The sequence below is a fragment of the Roseburia sp. AM59-24XD genome, assembly GCF_003478445.1.
In the GTDB taxonomy this organism is placed as follows: Bacteria; Bacillota; Clostridia; order Lachnospirales; family Lachnospiraceae; genus Jutongia.
In genome coordinates this window covers 13951-35357 of record NZ_QUET01000010.1, presented here as the reverse complement: position 1 = coordinate 35357, position 21407 = coordinate 13951, and the positions used below count along the sequence as shown (strand labels likewise).

At 44.0% G+C, this 21407-nt stretch carries 23 protein-coding genes and 3 pseudogenes; 5 read left to right on the top strand and 21 right to left on the bottom strand.

Translation table 11 applies throughout. The features are described 5' to 3' along the window. Positions 1–125: 125 nt before the first annotated feature. From DXA20_RS06400 to DXA20_RS06315, 18 genes and pseudogenes are all read right to left on the bottom strand, one after another. Positions 126–1196 carry an HD-GYP domain-containing protein gene (locus DXA20_RS06400; protein WP_243100564.1) on the bottom strand — a complete coding sequence of 357 codons (1071 nt, stop codon included), beginning with the start codon at positions 1194–1196 and terminating at the stop codon, positions 126–128. Positions 1197–1276: 80 nt separating this feature from the next. Then, positions 1277–2250: pseudogene (locus tag DXA20_RS18355) on the bottom strand (aldolase catalytic domain-containing protein). Between the two features lie 200 nt (positions 2251–2450). Beyond that, a complete protein-coding gene (locus DXA20_RS06390) occupies positions 2451–3245 on the bottom strand; it encodes an RnfABCDGE type electron transport complex subunit B (protein WP_022306558.1) in 795 nt (264 codons plus the stop codon). A 15-nt stretch (positions 3246–3260) separates the two neighbouring features. Beyond that, positions 3261–3860 (bottom strand): RnfABCDGE type electron transport complex subunit A, encoded by a 600-nt coding sequence (locus DXA20_RS06385; RefSeq protein WP_330420673.1) that lies wholly within the window; start codon positions 3858–3860, stop codon positions 3261–3263. Continuing rightward, positions 3860–4690, bottom strand: a complete 831-nt coding sequence (gene rsxE, locus DXA20_RS06380; protein ID WP_118559699.1) for an electron transport complex subunit RsxE — start codon at positions 4688–4690, stop codon at positions 3860–3862. The genes DXA20_RS06385 and rsxE overlap by 1 nt, the downstream gene beginning before the upstream one ends. 12 nt (positions 4691–4702) lie before the next feature. Further along, a complete protein-coding gene (locus DXA20_RS06375; protein ID WP_022306561.1) occupies positions 4703–5365 on the bottom strand; it encodes an RnfABCDGE type electron transport complex subunit G in 663 nt (220 codons plus the stop codon). Then, positions 5355–6347: an RnfABCDGE type electron transport complex subunit D gene (locus tag DXA20_RS06370; protein ID WP_118559698.1), complete on the bottom strand. Its 993-nt coding sequence runs from the start codon at positions 6345–6347 to the stop codon at positions 5355–5357. Before DXA20_RS06370 ends, DXA20_RS06375 begins: the two co-directional genes overlap by 11 nt. Before the next feature lie 13 nt (positions 6348–6360). Then, positions 6361–7682, bottom strand: a pseudogene (gene rsxC / locus DXA20_RS06365) (electron transport complex subunit RsxC). Between the two features lie 427 nt (positions 7683–8109). Next, positions 8110–9303: a site-specific integrase gene (locus DXA20_RS06360; protein WP_118559697.1), complete on the bottom strand. Its 1194-nt coding sequence runs from the start codon at positions 9301–9303 to the stop codon at positions 8110–8112. A 79-nt stretch (positions 9304–9382) separates the two neighbouring features. Then, entirely contained in the window at positions 9383–9586 is a 204-nt protein-coding gene (locus DXA20_RS06355) for an excisionase (RefSeq protein ID WP_009905235.1), read from the bottom strand. Between the two features lie 418 nt (positions 9587–10004). Next, positions 10005–10262, bottom strand: a complete 258-nt coding sequence (locus DXA20_RS06350; RefSeq protein ID WP_006858660.1) for a helix-turn-helix domain-containing protein — start codon at positions 10260–10262, stop codon at positions 10005–10007. Continuing rightward, positions 10243–10683, bottom strand: a complete 441-nt coding sequence (locus DXA20_RS06345) for an RNA polymerase sigma factor (RefSeq protein ID WP_015529193.1) — start codon at positions 10681–10683, stop codon at positions 10243–10245. Before DXA20_RS06345 ends, DXA20_RS06350 begins: the two co-directional genes overlap by 20 nt. A 522-nt stretch (positions 10684–11205) precedes the next feature. Continuing rightward, positions 11206–11694, bottom strand: a complete 489-nt coding sequence (locus DXA20_RS06340; RefSeq protein WP_015529194.1) for a hypothetical protein — start codon at positions 11692–11694, stop codon at positions 11206–11208. A 2-nt stretch (positions 11695–11696) separates the two neighbouring features. Beyond that, a complete protein-coding gene (locus DXA20_RS06335) occupies positions 11697–12749 on the bottom strand; it encodes a sensor histidine kinase (RefSeq protein WP_015529195.1) in 1053 nt (350 codons plus the stop codon). After that, positions 12746–13429, bottom strand: coding sequence for a response regulator transcription factor (locus tag DXA20_RS06330; protein WP_220389690.1), 684 nt, complete (start codon positions 13427–13429; stop codon positions 12746–12748). Before DXA20_RS06330 ends, DXA20_RS06335 begins: the two co-directional genes overlap by 4 nt. A gap of 37 nt (positions 13430–13466) precedes the next feature. Continuing rightward, positions 13467–15617, bottom strand: coding sequence for an ABC transporter permease (locus DXA20_RS06325; RefSeq protein ID WP_015529196.1), 2151 nt, complete (start codon positions 15615–15617; stop codon positions 13467–13469). Continuing rightward, positions 15607–16389, bottom strand: a complete 783-nt coding sequence (locus DXA20_RS06320) for an ABC transporter ATP-binding protein (RefSeq protein ID WP_015529197.1) — start codon at positions 16387–16389, stop codon at positions 15607–15609. Before DXA20_RS06320 ends, DXA20_RS06325 begins: the two co-directional genes overlap by 11 nt. Before the next feature lie 109 nt (positions 16390–16498). Beyond that, positions 16499–16675 (bottom strand): helix-turn-helix domain-containing protein, encoded by a 177-nt coding sequence (locus tag DXA20_RS06315; protein WP_015529198.1) that lies wholly within the window; start codon positions 16673–16675, stop codon positions 16499–16501. Positions 16676–16835: 160 nt separating this feature from the next. Between DXA20_RS06315 and DXA20_RS06310 the strand changes: the two genes are divergently transcribed. From DXA20_RS06310 to DXA20_RS06290, 5 genes and pseudogenes are all read left to right on the top strand, one after another. Next, positions 16836–17195, top strand: a complete 360-nt coding sequence (locus DXA20_RS06310; protein WP_442969684.1) for a helix-turn-helix domain-containing protein — start codon at positions 16836–16838, stop codon at positions 17193–17195. A 243-nt stretch (positions 17196–17438) separates the two neighbouring features. Then, on the top strand, positions 17439–17768 hold the full coding sequence (locus tag DXA20_RS06305; protein ID WP_015529200.1) for a plasmid mobilization protein: 330 nt from the start codon (positions 17439–17441) through the stop codon (positions 17766–17768). Further along, positions 17729–19077, top strand: a pseudogene (locus DXA20_RS06300) (relaxase/mobilization nuclease domain-containing protein). The gene DXA20_RS06305 and the pseudogene DXA20_RS06300 overlap by 40 nt, the downstream one beginning before the upstream one ends. A 60-nt stretch (positions 19078–19137) precedes the next feature. After that, positions 19138–19407 carry a helix-turn-helix domain-containing protein gene (locus tag DXA20_RS06295; protein WP_015529202.1) on the top strand — a complete coding sequence of 90 codons (270 nt, stop codon included), beginning with the start codon at positions 19138–19140 and terminating at the stop codon, positions 19405–19407. 46 nt (positions 19408–19453) lie between these two features. Further along, positions 19454–19747: a hypothetical protein gene (locus DXA20_RS06290; protein ID WP_025579757.1), complete on the top strand. Its 294-nt coding sequence runs from the start codon at positions 19454–19456 to the stop codon at positions 19745–19747. 144 nt (positions 19748–19891) lie between these two features. Here the strand turns inward: DXA20_RS06290 and DXA20_RS06285 are convergent, their stop codons facing one another. The 3 genes from DXA20_RS06285 to DXA20_RS06275 are packed head-to-tail and all read right to left on the bottom strand — an operon-like array spanning position 19892 to position 21407. After that, complete coding sequence (locus DXA20_RS06285) at positions 19892–20257, bottom strand: cysteine-rich VLP domain-containing protein (protein ID WP_005933796.1); 366 nt, start codon at positions 20255–20257, stop codon at positions 19892–19894. Then, entirely contained in the window at positions 20254–20466 is a 213-nt protein-coding gene (locus tag DXA20_RS06280) for a transposon-transfer assisting family protein (protein ID WP_005933795.1), read from the bottom strand. The genes DXA20_RS06285 and DXA20_RS06280 overlap by 4 nt, the downstream gene beginning before the upstream one ends. Then, positions 20463–21407: a hypothetical protein gene (locus DXA20_RS06275; protein WP_015529204.1), complete on the bottom strand. Its 945-nt coding sequence runs from the start codon at positions 21405–21407 to the stop codon at positions 20463–20465. Before DXA20_RS06275 ends, DXA20_RS06280 begins: the two co-directional genes overlap by 4 nt.

Genomic DNA, 21407 nt, shown 5'->3' with positions numbered 1-21407 from the left:
TACTGGAGCACCGCCTGTAAAAACAGTCGGCACCACAGTGTTATTGATTTAAGTCCCTTTATTGTCCGGTGCATAAGCTTTGCAAACCTGCCTCACTGCCCCCTTCATATCGCCGTTGTATCCGGCTACATGATCTCCTCGATCCGCAGATATCTCTCCTTACGCAGATCGATTGCCTCTCCATCTGCCATCACTACCGGCCGCGACAGAGCATGGTTGTTGATATAGATCAGTTTTCCGCTCCTTCCATCCGAAAGACGTACGTTTTCATTGAGATAGGATTCTGCAATCCTCCTCAGAAAGATCATGATATATCGGCTGTCATACTTCTGAAAGCCCTCCTGTTCAAACAGATTGATCACATCAAACGGACATGTCGGTCCGCGATAAACACGCGGAGAAGTCATTGCATCATACACATCCACGATCGATACAATCTTGGCATATTCATCAATATGTGCATCCACCAGCCCAAGCGGATATCCACTGCCGTCATTGCGTTCATGATGCTGCAGCGCCGTATAACGGATATGATAATCCAGCTTGTTCTCTGTCAGTATCGCAAAGCCATATTCCGTGTGCTTCTTGATGATCTGATATTCTTCCTCACTGAGCCTTGACGGCTTCTGAATGATCTCGAGCGGTATCCTTGTCTTACCGATATCGTGAAGGATGCCGGCGACAGTCAGAGTCTTTTTCTCTTCCTCATCGAAATCAAGCCAGTCCGCAAATACGTTGCACAAAAGCCCCACATTCATTGAATGCGCATATGTACTATCATCATAGTGTCTCAAATTCTGAACCATATCGAATGCATTGATGGAATTACCGGTATCCTTCAAAAGCATCACTACCTGACGGTACAATGCTTCGCAGTCAATCTTCTGATTCTTCTCGACGACACAGCTGATCATATTCTGGAAACCTAACACCTCTGTGTCATAATCCTCCTGAAACTTCTTAAACTCCGGACTGTTCTGTATCCGTTCCGAATAGGAGGAACGATGATACGAATTGGCCTCCTGAATACTTAAGACCTCTTCCTCGATCATAAACTGTGGTATCTCGAAACGGTGCAGCTTTGTGATGGTTCTCTCATCCAACACCGTTCCCTTTTTTATGACGATCTGATTGGCAAAATTATAGACATCCTGTCCCAGGATCATCCCCGGACAAAGCCTCGACTTGTCCATCATCTGCACTTCGTTTCACCACCTCTTGTTCAAAATAAGCCCGCTCCCCGAAGCACTCTCCGGTTTTGCGGGCAAAAGCATCATCAATCCTTATCAACAACTTCCATGAAAAAGCTTGAGTAATCTTTTCTCTGTTCCTTCGTTGCTGCAATCGCTGTCCGCGGATGCTGATTCAGATGACCTGTGATGAGGTACGGAATGTCGTACCCCCAGACAGCTCCCTGTTCCTCGAGAGGAACCATATACTTCTCAACAAACTGCAGTACCGGGAATAACTGGTACTTTGGATTCTTGAGGAATCCAAGCAGAAGCTCCATCGCACAGTTTCCTGCGCCACGTCCCATGCCCTTCATCGTTGCATCCAGGAAGGATACGCCATTGGTCAACGCCTCGATCGTATTGGCAAATGCAAGCTGCTGGTTATTGTGTGCATGCATTCCGATGTACTTGCCATACTTCTCACCGATCTCAAGGTACTGCTCACTGATATTACGGATCTGCTCCGGGAATAAAGAACCGTAGCTGTCTACGATGTAGATTCCATCTACCGGACTGTTGCCGAGCATCTCGAGCGCAGACATGATATCGGACTCCTTCGCATTGGAGATCGCCATGATATTACATGTCGTCTCATAACCCTTATTGTATGCATCCTCGATCATATCGAGTGCTGCCGGCATCGTGTTCACATATGTAGCGACACGCACCAGATCAACCGGACTCTCATCTCTCGGATGGATGTCCTCCTTGTAATTACACCTTCCGACGTCTGCATGATGGAGATCTTCAGATCAGTATCATTATCTCCTACGATCGCGCGGATATCCTCATCGTTGCAAAATTTCCACTTGCCAAATTTGTCCACATCAAACATTTCTTTGTCTGCTCTATATCCGAACTCCATATAATCTACGCCAGCCTTTACGTTGGTCTTATACAGAGCTTTAATAAACTCATCGGTAAAATAAAAATCATTAACCAGTCCACCATCTCGAATTGTTGCATCCAGGACCTTGATGTCCGGACGAAAAGATAATAAATCTCCTTTTTGTGCCATAATGTCTTTCCTCCGTTTCTAAAACTTTATTTCCATCGTATATTATACATAATCTCGGCATGTTTTACAATCCTTTTACTCCGATCGGAAATAAAAAGATTCTCCCATACTACAAAAAAGCTGTGATATTCACCAAAATGGAAATATCACAGCTTTCTATGCGTTTATGATCCGCCGTCAAGCGGAATCTCTTTCATTTGTTAGTGTGCCAGAATGATCTTCTTCGGACACTTCTCCGCACACTTGCCACAGCCCGTACACTTGTTCTGATCGATATGAGCCACATTATTCTCAACCGTCACAGCTCCGGACTCGCACTGTCTTACGCAAAGACCACAGCCGATACATCCGGTGTCGCAGACTGCCATAACCTTTGGTCCCTTATCCTGATTAGAACATGCCACTCCATAAGAGGCATCGTATGGAACCATCTCAATCAGGTGATTTGGACATTCCTCCGCACACTTACCGCATGCCACACACTTCTCCTTGTCAACAACTGCCACGCCGTCAACCACATGGATCGCATCAAACTGACAGGCTGCCACACAGGAGCCAAAACCCATGCATCCAAAAGAGCATGCCTTGTCGCCGCGTCCCGGTATCGCTGCTGCTCTCTTACAGTCTGAGATACCGTAATAATTTGCCTTAAGCCCCGCCTTATCGCAGGTTCCGTTACATTTCACAAAGGCAACCATCCTGACTGCCTCTCCGGCATCCACGCCCATGACCGCTCCGATCTTCCCGGCGACTGCTGCGCCTCCGACCGGGCATGCATTAACCGGTGCTTCTCCGGCCGCGATTGCTTTGGCAAGCGCATCACAGCCTGCATAACCACAACCACCACAGTTGTTGCCCGGAAGGAACTCACGAACCTCGATCTCTTTCTCATCGACAGGCACGGCGAGCTTGATCGCTGCAAATCCCAGAAGAAGACCAATCAGAATACCGATAACGCCAATTAAAATTGCCGCATGTAAAATACCAGCTACCATTTTGTCTCCTCCCTTCTATACCAGACCGGCAAAGCCGCAGAATGCGATTGCCATCAGACTTGCTGTTACAAGTACGATCGGTGTACCCTGAAATGACTTCGGCACATCGTTGTACTCGCTGCGCTCGCGGATACTTGCCATGATCGTAATAGCCACAAGAAAACCAAGTGCGGTAAACAGACCTCTTACGACACTGTAAAGGAATCCCATACCAAAGCTCTCTCCGGCATAATCAGTTACATTGTTCAGTGCCACACCAAGAACTGCACAGTTGGTCGTGATCAGTGGAAGATACACACCAAGGGATGCATGCAGTGCCGGCATGAATTTCTTAAGAACCATCTCGATAAACTGCACAAGTGCAGCAATGATCAGGATAAATGCAATGGTCTCCAGATAAGCAAGACCGGTTGGTTCCAGAATAAAATAATAAATCGGATATGTTATTGCTGAAGCAATCGTAATAACGAATGTAACGGCAGCTCCCATACCAACGGCTGTCTCAACCTTTTTCGATACACCAAGGAATGGACAGATACCAAGGAACTGGCTCAATACGACGTTGCTGACCAGCATTGATGATATAATGATCACAAATAATTCGCCCACTGCCATCAATCCTCCTTCCTGTCAGAAGCGGCTTCCTTCGCCTTGGTCTCAGCCTCGGCTTTAGCCTTTGCTTCCTTTGCTGCCTTCGCCTTCGCTGCGGCTTCTGCTTTTGCCTTGGCTGCGGCTGCCTTCTGAGCAGCTCTCTCTGCCTCTACAAGTCCCTTGTTGGCAACACTGCAGTTACCGACGCAGGATGCACAATTTCCACCGCAGGCAATCTCGTCATCTGCCTTCTCTACATTTGTCGCAGAAGGCATCTTGAGCTTATTCTGGATTGCTGTCAGGAAAGACAGAACAAGGAATGCTCCCGGTGCCAGTACAAAAAATGTAATATGATAATCATCCGGAATGAACTGATGTCCAAAGATTGCACCAGCACCCAGGATCTCACGGCAGATACCGATACAGGTCAGACCAAACGTAAATCCAAGACCCATACCGAGTCCATCAAATGCAGATGAAAGTACCGGATTCTTTGATGCATATGCCTCGGCTCTTCCGAGGATAATGCAGTTTACTACGATAAGTGGGATATATACACCCAATGCTTTGTTCAGTGATGGAAGATACGCCTGCAAAAGTAACTGGATCAACGTTACGAACGTTGCAACGATTACGATAAATGCAGGGATTCTCACCTTATCCGGAATCACCTTACGAAGCAGAGAGATGAATACATTCGACAGGATCAAAACTGCCGTTGTCGTCAGACCCATGCCCAGACCGTTGATGGCTGATGAAGTAACAGCCAGCGTCGGACACATGCCAAGCATCATCACGAAGGTAGGATTCTCTGTGATAATGCCGTTTTTCAAACGTTCTGTACAAGAATTCATAATCCATTCCTCCTATTCTGATAATGATGCAATGAAATCCAACGCACCATTGACGGCTCTTGTTACCGCACGGCTTGTAATGGTCGCTCCGCTGATCGCATTGACCGTGCCGCTCTTTGCATCACCGGAACCATCCTTCACAACGGAAAGTCCGGAGTCACCCTTTGCCATGCCGACATACTGCTCATTCCATGAGGTCGCACTGTTCTGTCCAAGACCGGGTGTCTCGTTGGAGCAGTCGGTTACACGGATACCTAAAATATTGCCATCCTTATCAACACCAAGTGCCAGCACCACACTTCCGCCATAGCCTTTGGCTGAGCAGGTCACTACATAGCCGGCATCTGCGCCGTCCACCTGTGCCTTCATGACCTCAGAGATCTCTACATCGCTGAGGGTCTCACCCATGGCATCTGCCTTGATCTCACCGGCAGCAAGCTTCTCATTGTACTTGACAAGTGCGTCATCAACCGTCTTGTCATCGACAAATTCTGCATTCTCATAAACAGCGGCATATGCCTCTGCCTTTATCTTTTCATTCTGTTGCTCGATCGGCTTCTTTGTAATGGTATACACACCGCCCAACAGGATACCGGCGATCAGTGTGATCACGGTAAGCGCAATGGTATCATGCACCAGTGTATTGCCTGATTTTTTCTCGTCTTTATTTGCCATCCTTGATGCCCTCCTTTCCAAATGGAACAGGAATTGTCACCTTTTCGATCAACGGTACCATAAGGTTGCTGATGATGATCGCATAGGATACGCCCTCTGCAGATGCACCGTACACACGGAAGATACCGGTCAGAATACCTAACAGGATACCAAACACGATCTGTCCCTTCGGGGTGATCGGGCTTGTTACGTAATCAGTGGCCATGAAGAAGGCACCGAGTAAAAGTCCGCCGCCGCAAAGCTCAGCAGCAAGGTACATTATATTGAAACCGTGTCCGCCGAAGATCAGATAAAATACAGCGAAGGTTGCCAGATAGCATACCGGAATACGCCAGCTGATGACCTTGCGGATCAACAGATAAGCTGCACCGATCAACAGACAAAGTGCTGAGGTTTCACCGATCGTTCCGCCGGTTGTTCCGAGAAACATCTTCAGCACCTGTGCCCAGTCAAGATTCATGGAGCCATCCTTGATCATTGCCAGCGGCGTTGCTCCACTGATCGCATCAAGCTGTTTGTCGGACAGATATTTCAATCCTACTGCCTTGTCATATGCAAAGGATGTCATCTGACCCGCAAAGGAGATCATCAGGAAACATCTTGCACCGAGTGCGGGGTTCATGAAGTTCTGTCCAAGACCACCGAAAAGCTGTTTTACAATGATGATTGCAAAAACACTGCCGATGATCGCCATCCAGATCGGAAACTTGGAGCTTAAGTTCAGTCCAAGAAAAAGTCCTGTCAGAGCGGCACTTCCATCGCTGACGGTCAGCGGAAGTCCCATTGCCTTCTGCCATATGTACTCAGACAGTACACATGACGCCATACATACCACAATCAATACCAGTGCGCGGATACCGAAATTGTAAATTCCGAACAGAGCCGCCGGTGCCAGAGCAAGAAGCACATCGTACATGATCGATTTTGTAGAGGTCTTGCTTCGAACGTGTGGTGATGATGAAATATTCAATAGATTACTCACGATTCTACACCTCCTATTTCTTTCTTCTCTGGGCTGCCACATACTGGCGTGCCTGCTTAAAGGTCTGGGTCAGAGGGCGTCTTGCCGGACATACAAATGTACAGCTTCCGCACTCATAGCATTCCATACCGTTTAATTTCACAAATGCATCGTAATCATTGTGCATAGCCGCCTGTGCCATCTTCTGCGGCATCAGATTGCCGGGACATGCTTCCACGCAGCGTCCGCAGCGGATACACGGTGTCGGCTCATACTCTGCCACCTCATCCTTTGTCAGTGCAAGGATCGAGGAGGAAGTCTTCGTCACCGGTACATTCAGATCAAAGAATGCAAAGCCCATCATCGGACCACCGGAAATAATCTTGACCGGCTCTGTCTTAAAGCCATCTCCTTCCGGTACCAGATCGGCATGACTACAGCCGAGACGAACCTCTACATTGACCGGTGTATTAAATGCATCTCCGGTTAATGTCAGACGCCCCGGATCAGAGGTGTCTGCTTGCAGACAGCACGGTAGATCGCAATAACCGTAGATACATTATCCACGATACAGCCTGCATCTGCCGGCAGCTTTGCAGAATAGATCTTACGTCCGGTTGCCGCATAGATCAGGGTACGCTCACCACCCTGAGGATACTTTGTCTTAAGGGGAAGCACCTCTATGCGTTCCTCATTCTGAACAGCCTCCCGCATCTTTGCGATCGCATCCGGCTTGTTGTCCTCAATACAGATCACACCCTTCGCATTGTCGAAAAGCGTAAGCATTACCTTCAGACCTTCAACGATCTGATCGGTGTATTCCATCATCTGACGATAATCAGATGTCAGATACGGCTCACACTCTGCGCCGTTTACAAGGATGTAATCAATCTTATCCGGCTCCTTCGGGGCAAGCTTTACATGTGTCGGGAAGCCTGCTCCTCCCATACCAACGATACCCGCCTCCTTGACGATATCGCGGATCTCATCCTTGGACAGCTTCGTGTAATCACGATCCTCTCCAAGCCCCTCGATGCCTGTGTACTCCTCATCATTCTCAATTACTACACAAGTTGCTTTGGAACCATTAAGAAGCATCCTCGGTTCTACTGCTTTGACGGTTCCAGAAACCGAACTGCAGATATTTGCAGAAATAAAGCCACTGGCTTCGCCAATCTTTTGTCCTACCAGCACCTTGTCGCCCTTTTCCACGATTGGAGTCGCAGGCGCACCAATATGCTGAGCCATGGAAAATACATACTCTCCCGGCAGATTTACCTGCTTGATCGGTAAATCCTTAGACAGCTCTTTTCCCTCGTAGGGATGAACACCCCCACGAAATGTTGCGTTACTCATTCCGGTTCCCCTTTCTTTGTTTTATTTTGCCGTGTCTGTTGAGATCATTTCTCATTTCCCTCACATATGCCTATTACAATCTATTCTTTTGGGACGTGATTCAGCCACAACAATTCACCTTTTATTGTATCATTCGTACGACAAAAGTCAATATTTTCACGCCGTTTTCGGTTATTTTCACCAAAAGTTCGTCCCTTTTCCCATTGAGAATTTATATCAGACTTTTCCGAAAATTATAAATATGTAAAAGAAATCACAAAGTAATTTTTGACTATCTTTTCAAAAGTTCTTATATGCCGGTATAGCCTATTGTTACAGGCTTTTCCGGCATTTTTCGTTATGGAAGATATTCTCAAATCTTCTTATATCCCCGTATGTTTTGATGTTCAAAAGTAGTATGTGGAGTAGTAAATTCTCCGTTTACTACTTATGCAATCAGCCGCTTCATTTCTGTTATCGACGTTTCGGAAGTCGTATGCGCGTAATAGTTCAGTGTCATGTTGATGTTAGAATGTCCCATGATGTACTGTAATGCCTTTGGGTTCATTCCTGCATTTGCTAACGTGGTGCAGAATGTGTGGCGTAAGGTGTGCGGTGTCATTACCTTTGGCAATGCTACCTTTTGCGTTTTGTTGTATTTCCTTACAAGCCCCCGGAACATACTTTCATAGTTGACCGCCACTTTTGGCAAGCCGTTCCGGTTAAGGAACAGAAACTTTGTGTAGCCCTCCAAAATAACAGGCTGTGCATATTTCCGTTTGTTCAGCACCCGCTGAAATGCTTCCAACACTTTTTCACTCATAGGAATAACCCGGTTGCCGCTTTTCGTCTTAGGTGTTTCCACATAGTAGCCCACGTCTGCAATCTTCAAAAGTTGGTGGTCTACATGGATAAGCTGTTTGTCTAAGTCAATGTCAGCTTCCGTCAATCCGCAGAGTTCCGAAATGCGAAGCCCTGTCCCTAACAGTATGATAATCTCGTCGTAGTATTTCTGATAGACTTTATCATGCTGCACAAAGGACAAGAAAGCCGCTTCCTGCGTAGGGGATAGAGGTTCCTTTGGTTCTGTATCATCTTCAAGGACTGTGTTCAACTGGAAGTCAAACGGATTTTTACGAATACAATCGTCCTGTATGGCTGTGTAAAAGGCAGCCTTTAAGGAACGCTTGTGGTTGTTGATAGTTTTGAAGCCGTAACCTTTTTCTTTCATGCGTAACGCCCATTCCTTTGCGTCGGAGAGCTTCACATTTTCAATCCGGCAGGCTCCAAGTTTATCCTCCTGCAAAATCCGCATGAGCTGTTTTCGCCCCTGCTTTGTACCATGCCGCACATTTGCCCGGTGGCGTATCTGCTTTGCGTAGAGTTGGCAGACAGTCATTTTCTTTCCGATATGGTCGATACCGTCGTCAAGGTCTTTTTGGATTTCTTTCTCTTTTTCCCTCAACGCTATATCGTCGCGCTTTCCTGCCGGGGGTTTGTCCGTAGGCACTAACTTCCAAGAATAAACAAACTGCGGTTTCCCAAAGGTATCTATATATTTGTAGGCATATCTCCCGTCTTTTCTCTGGCTCTCTCCGGTGCGGAGAATACGATTTTTATTATCCCGTCTTTTTTCCGACATCGTTATGCTCCTTTCCATAATGGAAAGAGCCTTGATATGCTTGACTACATTGTACCACATTCAAGGCTCGATTTCACTATCAGATTGCGTCCACCGTATCAATCATTTTTTCAAACTGCTTCCGCTTAATCTGAATACGGTTTCCGTTCATCATTACCCAGTCCGGGACGGGATTTTCTTCTGCCAGTTTCCGCAGCTTGCTTTCTCCGATACGGAAATATTTTGCCGCTTCTTCTATGGTAAGAGTGTACTTTTCCCAAATCGGCACGTCGTTATTGTTCAATTTGTCGTCCCCCTTTCTTAATGGGTCAAAAGTTAATGTGTAACATAGGCTTTAATCGGACGGCTATTAGCGTAACCTCATGGGACTTGCACCCCTCCGGCGGTCTGCCGAAGCCCTACCCATTGCCTGCGACGCTTCTAACGCTCGGACTATGGCTGTAAGGAAGTATCATTATATATTCTGTGCGTTATCGCCCGCAGGGTGCTATCCCTGCTTTACGGTGTGGTATTTCTCGCTCGCTTTTCGGTTAAGAAAAAGGTCATGGCGTACCCACCGCATGGCTCGGCACAAAAGGAACGTATCCGATTTGCCTTATACTGCGTCGCCGTTCTATTGCGCCGCTTTCTTTGTCAAAGAGCAGAGAGCTGTTCTGCGATATGGAACGGAAAAGGGAGAAGCGTTCCAATACCGCGTTGGTTTATTCAGCCCTAAATGTGAGGATTGCCCTCATCAGTTTTGCTTGCAGCCTTTCGCGTATTTCTTCGTCTACTCCAAAATAAACATTTCCTCGCTCATCATAGAGCTTCCGCATGGAAAGACTTGCTATATAGCCGCTGAAATGCTGCAATACAATCTTCATTGCGTCCGGGTCGCCTTTGCTCGCCGCCAAAATAACGGGATAGGGAACAAGGGCATTTTCCGGGTACTCGGTCGGTTTACCATTCAATCCATTCATCAGCGTTTTCCTCCAAATATTTTTTTAACTGCTCAAAGGAGCTTGTCCGGCGATACTGTACCGTACTTCTTGAGATATTGAGTTGCTTTCCGATTTCTATATCAGTCAATCCCTCAAAGTAATACAGCAGTATAATTTTGCGCCGTTCTTCGGGCAAAGCCCGGATAGCTTCAAGTAGCAGTTTTGGGGTTATTTCTTTTCCTGCCATTTGATAAGACGGCTCTGCTTCTTCGTCTTGAAAATACTTATCGACGGTATAAAGTTGCCGTTCCTCATGCAAGGCAAGGTTGGAAAAAGTAACCTCCCGAACTCTGCGCCGACGAATTTCTTCATGGGCGTTGCACGCTTCGTTGTGCAGCACTGATTTACAGAACTTTTGAAACGCACATTGCTTTTCAAATTCCCTGCGATTAGGTGTCATGGTGTTCACCTCCTTTCTGCCGAAAGGCGGTAGTACCTCCCCTTTTCGCGGGATAATACAGGCGACTTTTTGCTTTGCCAAAAAGAGGACAAAGTTTTTGAAAAAATCTTCTGTAAACGCAAAATACGCCCGCCCGAAAAAACTCGGACAGGCGCAGAGGAATTAAAAGAAGTATTCAGATGATTTGACAATTCATATATATAGCCGCAATAACCCCTTGTAGGAGGCTGGCTTTTTTGATAAGGTATTCCTTATCTGTATGTATTCATTCTTTCCTTTTTTCACAATGACAACCTCCCAATATACCGCCCCTGCTGATTGCATGGGATAGAGAGTGTCAAAGTGCTTTAAGCAAAAAGAAACGGCGGCTTTTCCATAAGCCACCGTTTCAAAGACGCGTGAAAATATGTCTGCTTTACGACGGCTTTTTTTCTTTTGCCGTCGCGCGGCAGATTTAGTCTATTTTATATCCATTTGTTATAATATTTGCAATATCTAAATTTATTCTCTGTGGTTATTCAGTCACTTTTTTCGCCTTACCAAAAACAAAACACAAGCAAGAGAAAATACAATACTACATATAATGTACGTCCAATTAAAAAATGATATATTGATTAAATATTGTGCAGATTGACTTTTAATGAAGTTAACATATGGCATATTGTTACCAATAGTTTCCATAACTTCAACAATGTTTGTCGGACTTAAATTATATAAAAACGAGCCAAACAAATATAATGTGATTTTTTCAACGATAGATGGTAGAAGAATAGCCAATACATAAAACCAAATTTTGTATTGATTACAGGATTTCCATAAATATATTGTTCCTAAAAGATACGGTATAATAGCAAGTAAACCGCCTAAAAGGGGTGTATATAAATGAAAGCCTAAAACAATAAATACAATACGAATTAAAAGGTACACTCCTAAAATAATTATCCAGTTCAGTAACAATACCAAAATAGAATTTTGCTTTTGTCCGTTTGTTACGTTACTCTGTTGTTGCATTTCTACACCTCCCGAAAGAAAGGACGTTCCACTTTTGGAAACGTCAAGGTTACGGTTGTTCCACCATAAGAATTAGTCTGTATTTCCACTTTTATAGTTAGGTCATTAGCCATTTTTTGAACAAGGTATAACCCCATGCCTGTAGAACGGCTTAAATAACTTCCTGTATCGCCGGTAAAACCTTTATCAAAAACAAATGGCAAATCCGATATGGGTATGCTCATTCCATTATCGTTAATAGATAAGATGATTTCTTCACTTTGTGAAGCTTCATTGATTGAGAATTGAAGAAAGGGAGAAGATTTTTTTTCAGCATATTTTACACTATTACTAATAATCTGTCCTAAAATAAACATTAGCCCTTTTTTGTCGGATATAATTTGATATTCATTCCCCAAAAACTCAATAGAAAATCCGGCTTCTTCAAGCAGAGTTACATTATCCTCAACTGCTTCTCGACAAGTCCTAAGAATAGATAGTGGTTCAAAATAATAATCTTTATGGACAGCACCAAGCCGAGAAAAATAAAGGATTTGTTCAACATCTTGCCGCGCATGGTCACGCACGTAAAGCATACGAGTATGCACTAAAGGGGACATTTCGTTTTTTCGATTATCCAATAACAATGTCATAAGCGATAGTGGCTTTTTAATTTCATGCGCCCAATTTTCAATATATTGTTCATAGTCCGAAATCTTTATTTTCTGTTCGTTCACATATTCCTGCTGTGTTCTCAAATGCTGTCCCAATTCACGAACATAGGGACGTAATAACGCGGGTACAATTTCACATAGTAAGTATTCATTAGTATCATCTGGTTCCAATAAAAAACTATGAAAAACAACATCAGCTTTGTTACTTTTTTTGATTGATATAGTAATCGGTATAGTAAGTGCAGCCAATGAAACAAAAATTATCAAGGCAACATAGCTTGTGAAATATTCCGGGTAAGCCAACCAAGCAAGGAATATAAAGAACAAATCCAAACACATAAATGTTATAAACCAAATTCGATTAGAAGAAATAGCAATTAAAAGATTTTTCCATTTATTCATATGTCCACCTGCTCTTTCAAACGGTATCCTTGCCCTCGCACCGTTTCTATACGTTCTTCAAGCCCAAACTCCCGAAGCGTTTTTCGCAGCCGAGTAAAATTTACTTGTAATGCATTTTCGTCTATAAATTCTTCTGTTCCCCATAGTCTAATGCATAATTCTTTTTTAGAAACAATCTTAGGGCTATTTTTCAAGAGAGCAAGTAATATTTTTCCTTCGTTCGGTGGCATAAGGTAAGAGCTATTCCCTACATAAATTGTAAAGGTATTCGGGTCAAGTAAAAAACCACCTCCATCAAGTAACCCTTGCTGTACCTGTTCTTCTTTACGTCGAAGAAGATTTTTAATTCGGGCAAGTAAACGTGACATATTACAAGGTTTTGTTAAATAGTCATCAGCCCCCAAGTCTAATGCGTGCAGTTCGTCCTGCAATTTATCTCTTGCAGTCAATACGAGTACCGTACCAATCTGTTTAGCTTTCAACTCTTTACATATTTCAAAACCCGAACGAAAGGGAAGATTGATGTCAAGCAAAATTAAGTCGGGAAAATATGCTGCTATTTCTGATACTGCGTTTTCAAAATCCGATAATCCAATCGTATCATATCCCGATTTTTCTAATAAGTTCAACAGTTCTTCTCGCATATAAACATCATCTTCAACCACAACTATCTTTGCCAATATGTCCGCCTCCTTTCCCATAATATTTATAAGCCTGTTAAGAATTGGGCTTGTAATTGAGCTTTCCTATTTCACGATTAGCTGTTCGAGCAACAGCCACACCGTAAATTACCATAACAAGAACAACAATAACAGCCATAGCAATTAAAAGAGGATAGGACTGTTCAAGGTGTGCCGCTCCTGAATATAAATATAGCTGCATGGCATATATCCCTACTGCTCCGCTGATACACGCTAATATAAGAGGAAGCAGGAAATACCATAATACTTGTTGGTTGATAGAACGCTTAATTTGTTCACGTCGTGCTCCTAAAATAGAGAGTGTTAGATACCTTGATTTTGTAGTTTGCATTTGCGTCAAGAATTGCAGGGCAAGTAATGCACACGCAATAATCAAAAACATAAATCCCATGTATAGTGTTGTATAACTTCCGGAAATAACATAAAATAATTGTCGCCCAAAATTATTAAGATAGCTTTCGTAATATAGACCAGATGGTTTTAACAAATCACGAGCTTCCATAATCGGTAACATTAAACCTTTTGTTTCAACAAGTTCATTAGGAATACAAAAGTTCCAATAAACCATACAAGTGTCTGAATTTACAAATTCTGAATATATCTCATCTGAAACAATCAATGCAGTTATAATCTTGATATTTTCATCTGCGGTCAACCCTTTCATCGGTACGGAGGGAACAAGATAAAATGGTCTTTCGTTGATAGAAAGCGACGCTTCATTATTCGCCTGTGCGTCTGCTGCAATTTGATTTAACAGTGTAACCGTTTCATCTTGAGCATTACCTAAAAAATCTGGGTTGAGATAATAGACAACTTCATTGTTCCCAAGGCTAATCTGTTCTTCTCCCGCGGCATCCAATAACCGATTATAGGAAGATACAGGAAGCAAATAAGGAGAAGAACTACCAGTATCAATAAGACCTAAAAGGTTTAAGGCAGCAGGTTGGTCGGAGCCAAAACTATACATACCATCTTCTTGTGTGGCAGGGTCTACTACATCTTGAGGTAAATGCTGCACGATTTGTTTCCTAAATTTCGACCAATCAACAGGAGAACTTATCCCATCCGAAGCAGTGGATTTTATATTTCCTATTTCCATACGGTTCAGATTTGATACATAAGGACGAATTTGTTCGTTGGAAAGATACTTCTCAACAATTTGGTCGTTGCCCATTACAGTAAAGTCATAAACAGAAGTACCTCGTGTCAATTCACTTCCATATGACATTATGCGCACTGAGCCGTCGGTAATTAACATAATAGTAAGCATCATCAGAATGGACGCTACGCTGATTGAAATATATTTATTAACGACATTTTCATGCAACTGCCGTAAAGTAAATACATAAAGTCCTCTTGTGGCTTTGTGTTTTATAGAAGCTGCCCATATACTCAAAATTCTTGCAAGTCCTCGAATAAATAGAATTGTTCCGATAATTCCAAGTAAAACGGCAATAAGCAGCATTGCCCCACTCGCAGCCATAAAATGCTCTACAACAATCCAGTACGCGACAAGCAAAATTACGGTGCCTATAGCAAACGATACGAAACTTACATATGGATTCCCTGTGCGTTGCTTTTTCGCCATCTCTCCATAAACAAGTTGATGTAGCTCTTTACGGAACAGCTTTCCGCATAGAACAAACAATGCTACAAACTGAATAATCAAGAAGCCTAACGATGTGAAAATAGCGGCACTTACAGAAAAACTTAATTGGTGTGTAATGATACCATGCCCTACTAAACGCGCGGTTGTAAGACTTATAGCTTCGGATAAAAAGCCACCGCATACAAGCCCTCCTAAAAGAGCTAAAAACGACGTGATTAGCCCCTCTGTCATTATTTGAATAAATAATTTAATCTTTGTCATTCCAAACATCAAATAAAGCCCCAGTTCTCGACTACGACATTCAAGTTGATATTTGTTTGCAAATACTACGAGAAAGAACACAAATAATAAAGCACAAAGATAAACCGTCGGTAAAAGATTAGTAAGCAACCGTTCTACTGCGTCGCTCTCAATTTCACTTAAAAAACGTATTACGTCCTGTTGTCCAAGAGAAAGCACTATATAAAACATTGCTACGGCTGTTATCATTGTCAGAAAATAAATTAGGTTTTCGCTACGGCTCCGTTTGGCGTTTCGCCATGTGAGATTAAAGAACATTTGCACTTCCTCCCCCCATTTGAGCCATCACTTGTAAAATACGTGCATAAAAATCTTCCTGTGTTTCATTTGGAATTTTACGACGTAACTCATGGAAAATAACACCGTCTTGAATGAACAAAATACGAGAACAGAAACTCGCGGCGTTAGGGTCATGCGTGACCATTAGGATTGTGCGTCCACGCCTAAGATTGATTTCCTGTAACTTCTCCATGAGTAAACGTGCTGATTTTGTATCTAATGCACCTGTAGGTTCATCAGCCAAAATAATATCGGGGTCAGAAATCAAACTACGTGCAGCAGCTACGCGTTGTTTTTGACCGCCCGACATTTGTGACGGAAATTTAGAAAGAACGTCTGTAATTCCAAGAAAATCTGCTATATCTTTTAGCTTTTTTTCCGCTGTAACAATGTCAATATTATGAATTGATAAAGGCAATATAATATTTTCTTTACCAGTTAGATTATCAAGTAAAGCAAAATCTTGAAATAGATAACCAATCTTGTTGCCACGATATTCAGCCAACTTCGTGCCATCAAAAGAGCTTATATTGGCACCTGAAAGTAAAATTTGACCTGAAGTTGGTTTAATTACCGTCGCAATACAATTTAATAATGTAGTTTTACCGGAACCACTTGCACCCATAATACCCAAATATTCACCATTGAGAACATTAAATGAAATCCCATTTAGAGCCTTTGTGGGGACACCATCTTTTGTGTAAACTTTATGCAAGTCGCACACTTCCAAGAGTTTTTCTGTATAATTCATTTTTACACCTCGCCTTGTGGATTGTTGATTGTTTACCAGTTATAATTTTACTGCGTAATAACTCAATGTAACACTTACATTTGATGTAAGGTTTTACGTAAGGAATTATCTATTTTTTATTCCCTTTCCTACGTCCATCAGTAGGCTTCTCTGCCGCTTTGGGTATCAACCACATATAACCGATTTTTGAAACTCCCGGTATTCTGTTCTGTTTACAAAGTATCTGTACTCGCCGTTCAGAAATGCCCCATTTTTCCGCTGCTTCTGGACAAGACATATATTCCATAGTTCAACCGCCCTTTCCTCAAACTTTATCAATATAATTATAATCGGATAACCGAATAATAGCAAGTGTATGATATGCTCTATTTCTATCCATACTATGATGTGTGTAATCATATCTCGAAAGAGAGATGAAATATACAATGTAGTTGGGTGAAATGATTATGAAGCAGAACAAAGAAAAGTTTGATTTTAAGGCTTTCGGACAGGCTATAAAAGCGGCAAGAAAAGCAAAGGGGATTTCCCGCAATCAGTTAGCGGATGAGCTGAACATTGCGCCGCGATATATCGCGTCCATTGAGAACAGCGGACAGCACCCAAGTTTGCAGATTTTGTATGAGCTTGTAACCTTGCTTGACGTATCGGTAGACCAGTTCTTTTTCCCGGAACGGGAACAGGAAAAGTCCACCCGCCGCCGTCAGCTTGATACCATGCTCGACGGCATGAGCGAAAAGGATTTGAAAATCCTGTCTGCTACCGCAAAAGGGATTGAGGAAGCCAACAACGAAACAACGGGGGAATAAAGTTCCCTCGTTTCTTCATAGAGAAAGCAGTTTGAAACGTCGCAGTTTGCGACGTTTTTCTTTTGTCCTGCTTTGGCAAAATCAAATTTTCCATGTAGTAGGGATAAAGGGAGAAAGTTTCTTAGCAAGCATAGGAAAAGAGTACCCTTTTCCGTATTTTCGCCCTCCCGCCCTGCGGTGCGTCGGTTAAAAATTGCTTGTTGGGAAGTGTCCCAAACCCTCGGAATGGAAAGGAACGATTGCATGAACGGACGCAAAAGAAAAGTACAAATCAAATTCTATGTAACAGAGGAAGAACGGGCATTGATTGAACAGAAAATGAAGCTCGTCCCTACCCAAAATATGGCGGCGTATCTTCGCAAGATTGCCATTGACGGGTATATCATTCAGACAGACCATAGCGACATAAAAGCCATGACAGCGGAGATACAGAAAATCGGGGTCAACGTCAATCAGATTGCAAAGCGTGTCAATGCGACAGGCAGCGTCTACCAAGAGGACATAGAGGAAATAAAGGGGGTGCTTGCGGAGATATGGCGGTTACAAAGATTAAGCCTATTAAAAGCACGTTGAGCAAAGCCCTTGGTTATATCCAAAACCCGGATAAGACAGACGGGAAAACGCTTGTGTCCTCCTTTGGGTGCAGCTATGAAACGGCAGATATTGAGTTTGAATATACTTTGTCGCAGGCTCGGCAGAAAGGGAACAACTTAGCCTTTCATCTGATACAATCGTTTGAACCGGGAGAGGTGGACTGTGAGAAAGCCCACACAATCGGAAAACAGCTTGCCGACGCGGTAACAAAGGGACAGCATGAATACGTCTTGACTACCCACATAGACAAAGGGCATATCCATAACCATATCATTTTTTGTGCGGTCAACTTTGTTGACTACCATAAGTACAATTCCAATAGGCGCAGTTACTACGGCATACGGAACATAAGTGATAAGCTGTGCAGGGAAAACGGGCTGTCCGTTGTCATTCCGGGTAAAGGCAGTAAGGGAAAAAGCTATGCAGAATATCAAGCGGAAAAGACGGGAACAAGTTGGAAAGGCAAGCTAAAAATTGCCGTTGATACACTTATCCCCCAAGTAGCAAGTTTTGAAGAATTATTGCAGCGGTTACAGGCGGCGGGCTATGAGATAAAACCGGGAAAATATATCTCCTGCCGCGCTCCCGGACAGGAACGCTTTACCCGCTTAAAAACCCTCGGTGCAGATTATACAGAGGAAGCAATCAAAGAACGGATTGCAGGCAAGCGCACAAAGGCAGCGAAAGCTCCCAAAGAGCAGCGCGGCGTATCGCTGCTTATCGACATTGAAAGTAGTATCAAGCACAAGAGAGCCGGGGCTATGAACAGTGGGCGAAAATCCATAATCTGAAACTGGCTGCAAAAACTATGAATTTCTTGACAGAACACAAGATTGAGCAGTACGCGGATTTAGTCAGCCGGATTGAAGAAATAAATGCGGAAAATGAAAAGACAGCAGACGCATTAAAGAGCGTGGAGAAACGTCTTGCAGACATGGCGGTGCTGATGAAGCACGTTACCACCTACCAAAAAACAAAAACCGTCTATGAAGCATACCGCAGGGCAAAGGATAAGGACACATACCGGGCAAAGCAGGAAAGCAGTCTGATACTCCATGAAGCGGCGGCAAAGGCATTGAAAGCGGCGGGCGTTACCAAGCTCCCCAATCTTGCCGCCATGCAGGAAGAATACGGGAAGCTCCAAGCGCAGAAAGAAGCCCTTTACACTGATTATGGCAAGCTGAAAAAACAGGTCAAGGAATACGACGTTATCAAACAGAACATAGACAGTATTTTAAGACTGGAAAAAGAACCGGAACGGGGCAGGGAAACCGAACGCTTACAGTAGAAATATCTATAAAAGCGTGGTAGGATAAAGGTATTCCAATATAGACAGGAGCGTGAAAACATGGCAGACCAAACGATACCCGATTATGAAACCATAAGCGCCGCCGTTACCGGAGAAACATGGGCGGTGGAAAAGGTGCTTATGTGCTACAAGGACGAAATCGACAGGCAGGCAACTGTAAAGAAACGTCAGCCGGACGGAACATTCAAACTGGAAATTGATGAAGATATGCGCCAGTATATCACAATGAAGCTGATAGAAGCCCTCCCCCAGTTTCCCCTTGAAGAAATGGAAAGAGAGGAAAAAAGAAATCGGGACAAAAAATCATAAAAAGGTAGACGGGAAGCTGCTGCGGACAGATAAGCAGTTCCGGCATTTGAAGCAACGGCAGAAAGAAACTATCAGTACATGGCTTTATGAGGAATACCGCCGTCTTTGGATAGAAAAGGGACAGGAGCCGCATAAGTACAACAACCGGGAAATCGTTGCCGCTGTTATGGAACGGATAGAAGCTGCGGGGATATGGCTGCCGGAACAGGAAGTAACAAAATATTTTTACCGCAGGAAAACCCATTACCGGAACCGGATAGAAAAAGAATTACAGCCGAAGCCGGAAATGCAGGATAAAGACAGTCAGACACAAAAAGAACAGGGCGCAGGAAGCCAGTAATGACCTCCCGCACCCTGTTCTTTTATAGGTACTGATTTTAAAATGTTACGCAGTAGAACCCCCATTTTAAGGGAAAAGGTATTCTGTATCGCCTATGCCAGTTTCACGTCATTTATGCCCTGTAAATCAAGGCTTTTTTTGCCCTTATCGCGTAACCGCCGCACGCCGTTTCCTCATGCGCTCGGCTGCCTGTCTGCGGGTAATCCGCTTCCGGCAGTCCGGGCAGTATTTGACGCTGTTCGATTTTGATACAAAGAACGTGCCGCACTCGGTACAACGCTTTTTGTCCTCTGTCTTGAAAAGCTCTGCATACAGTAGCTTATCAAGAGGAAGTACGGCAATTTGAAACCACTTGCATAAAAGCGAACAGGAAATGAGCTGCGGGCAGACACATTCCTCCCCGTCGTCCAGTAAGATACAGTGTCCGCGCTCGCAGTTGCAGCACTCCTTTTTTACAAGGCTGTTGACTTTTCGGCTCTGTGGCGGCGTAAGCCGCTTACCCCCGGTCATACTTCATCAGCGGCGAAAATGGCAAGCTCCGCATACTCGTTTTCTGTTAGCGGGGAAATTTTCTGTAAGGTGCGTTCTGCAAAGGGGCGCATATCCTCGTCCATGAACGGCAGCGCAGCCGTCATATTTTCCATAAGCTGTGCTTTGCTTCCCTCATGGTAAATACTCAACAGGTTCATTTCTTCAACGGTCAGTCTAATCATGCTCATACCTCCAATTCGTGATGTTTTGATTTTGCTGTCTTTTTCGGGACTTTTGGGGATTTTTCTGTTTGTAACTGCGCCCGGACAGAGGGAGGGGACTGTTTCATCTCTTTCTTCCTCTCGCTTTTATCTATCAGCGCATAAACGCCATGCCTGCCCTCCAACGTAGATAAGGAAAGGCTTTTGTAAGGGAGCATGGAAAGCAGCCGTTCCATATCCTTATCCGTTGCCAGTGGAACAAAGTAGGGAGAAAGTTCTACCGCACAATGGGTCTTTTCGGGGCTGTCCGGTTCTCCAAGCCCTTTTACATTTTCCACAATCCGGCGGGCTTCTATTTCAATCTGTCTATCATGCAGGGCGGCGATATGTAACTGAAAATCCCTCTGCGTATGAGGTGTTCGTTTTTTCTGCTGTTCCCTCAAAAGGCTTTTTAAGGCTTCCGGGTCGTTTGGCTGTGCTTCAAAACGTATAAACTTTCCAAGTTGCGGGTCAGTGTCCCCGTCAAAATATTGTCCGGCAGGCTTTGTCAGCTCCCCATGCTCATAAATCAGCGTGTAGTTGTCGGCAGGGATTGATTTTTCGATTACTTCCCGGAAATGCTGCAAATAATCCAGTTCATAAAGATTGCCCTTGATTTTTTCCTGCTCTGTGCCTGTCAGTTCCACCGCATAGGCAAGGATAGTATCGCGGGTCTGTTCCCCGTAAAACCGCCATGTATTATGCTGCCTTGTGTCCTTTAGAAAAACGTCCCGTTCCCGGAAGCAGCACGTCCCGGACGGGCGGGAAAACCACAAAAGCCGTTTGTCCTCCGGGATAAGGCTTACCGCCGCTTTCCGCAAAATCTGTTTGTCTATGTCAAAATCGCTCTGATAAAAAGCGGTGTTCTGTTTCATTATGGCTTCAAGGGAAGCAATAACGTCCACATTTTCAAATTTTTGTAACTTCAT

Bases quoted from the DNA above. Each gene is read 5' to 3' on its own strand.
- DXA20_RS06400 (WP_243100564.1), bottom strand. From the start codon at position 1,196: ATGATGGACAAGTCGAGGCTTTGTCCGGGGATGATCCTGGGACAGGAT.
- DXA20_RS06390 (WP_022306558.1), bottom strand. From the start codon at position 3,245: ATGGTAGCTGGTATTTTACATGCGGCAATTTTAATTGGCGTTATCGGT.
- DXA20_RS06385 (WP_330420673.1), bottom strand. From the start codon at position 3,860: ATGGCAGTGGGCGAATTATTTGTGATCATTATATCATCAATGCTGGTC.
- rsxE (WP_118559699.1), bottom strand. From the start codon at position 4,690: ATGAATTCTTGTACAGAACGTTTGAAAAACGGCATTATCACAGAGAAT.
- DXA20_RS06375 (WP_022306561.1), bottom strand. From the start codon at position 5,365: ATGGCAAATAAAGACGAGAAAAAATCAGGCAATACACTGGTGCATGAT.
- DXA20_RS06360 (WP_118559697.1), bottom strand. From the start codon at position 9,303: ATGTCGGAAAAAAGACGGGATAATAAAAATCGTATTCTCCGCACCGGA.
- DXA20_RS06350 (WP_006858660.1), bottom strand. From the start codon at position 10,262: ATGAATGGATTGAATGGTAAACCGACCGAGTACCCGGAAAATGCCCTT.
- DXA20_RS06345 (WP_015529193.1), bottom strand. From the start codon at position 10,683: ATGACACCTAATCGCAGGGAATTTGAAAAGCAATGTGCGTTTCAAAAG.
- DXA20_RS06340 (WP_015529194.1), bottom strand. From the start codon at position 11,694: ATGCAACAACAGAGTAACGTAACAAACGGACAAAAGCAAAATTCTATT.
- DXA20_RS06335 (WP_015529195.1), bottom strand. From the start codon at position 12,749: ATGAATAAATGGAAAAATCTTTTAATTGCTATTTCTTCTAATCGAATT.
- DXA20_RS06325 (WP_015529196.1), bottom strand. From the start codon at position 15,617: ATGTTCTTTAATCTCACATGGCGAAACGCCAAACGGAGCCGTAGCGAA.
- DXA20_RS06320 (WP_015529197.1), bottom strand. From the start codon at position 16,389: ATGAATTATACAGAAAAACTCTTGGAAGTGTGCGACTTGCATAAAGTT.
- DXA20_RS06315 (WP_015529198.1), bottom strand. From the start codon at position 16,675: ATGGAATATATGTCTTGTCCAGAAGCAGCGGAAAAATGGGGCATTTCT.
- DXA20_RS06310 (WP_442969684.1), top strand. From the start codon at position 16,836: ATGAAGCAGAACAAAGAAAAGTTTGATTTTAAGGCTTTCGGACAGGCT.
- DXA20_RS06305 (WP_015529200.1), top strand. From the start codon at position 17,439: ATGAACGGACGCAAAAGAAAAGTACAAATCAAATTCTATGTAACAGAG.
- DXA20_RS06295 (WP_015529202.1), top strand. From the start codon at position 19,138: ATGGCAGACCAAACGATACCCGATTATGAAACCATAAGCGCCGCCGTT.
- DXA20_RS06285 (WP_005933796.1), bottom strand. From the start codon at position 20,257: ATGACCGGGGGTAAGCGGCTTACGCCGCCACAGAGCCGAAAAGTCAAC.
- DXA20_RS06280 (WP_005933795.1), bottom strand. From the start codon at position 20,466: ATGAGCATGATTAGACTGACCGTTGAAGAAATGAACCTGTTGAGTATT.
- DXA20_RS06275 (WP_015529204.1), bottom strand. From the start codon at position 21,407: ATGAAGTTACAAAAATTTGAAAATGTGGACGTTATTGCTTCCCTTGAA.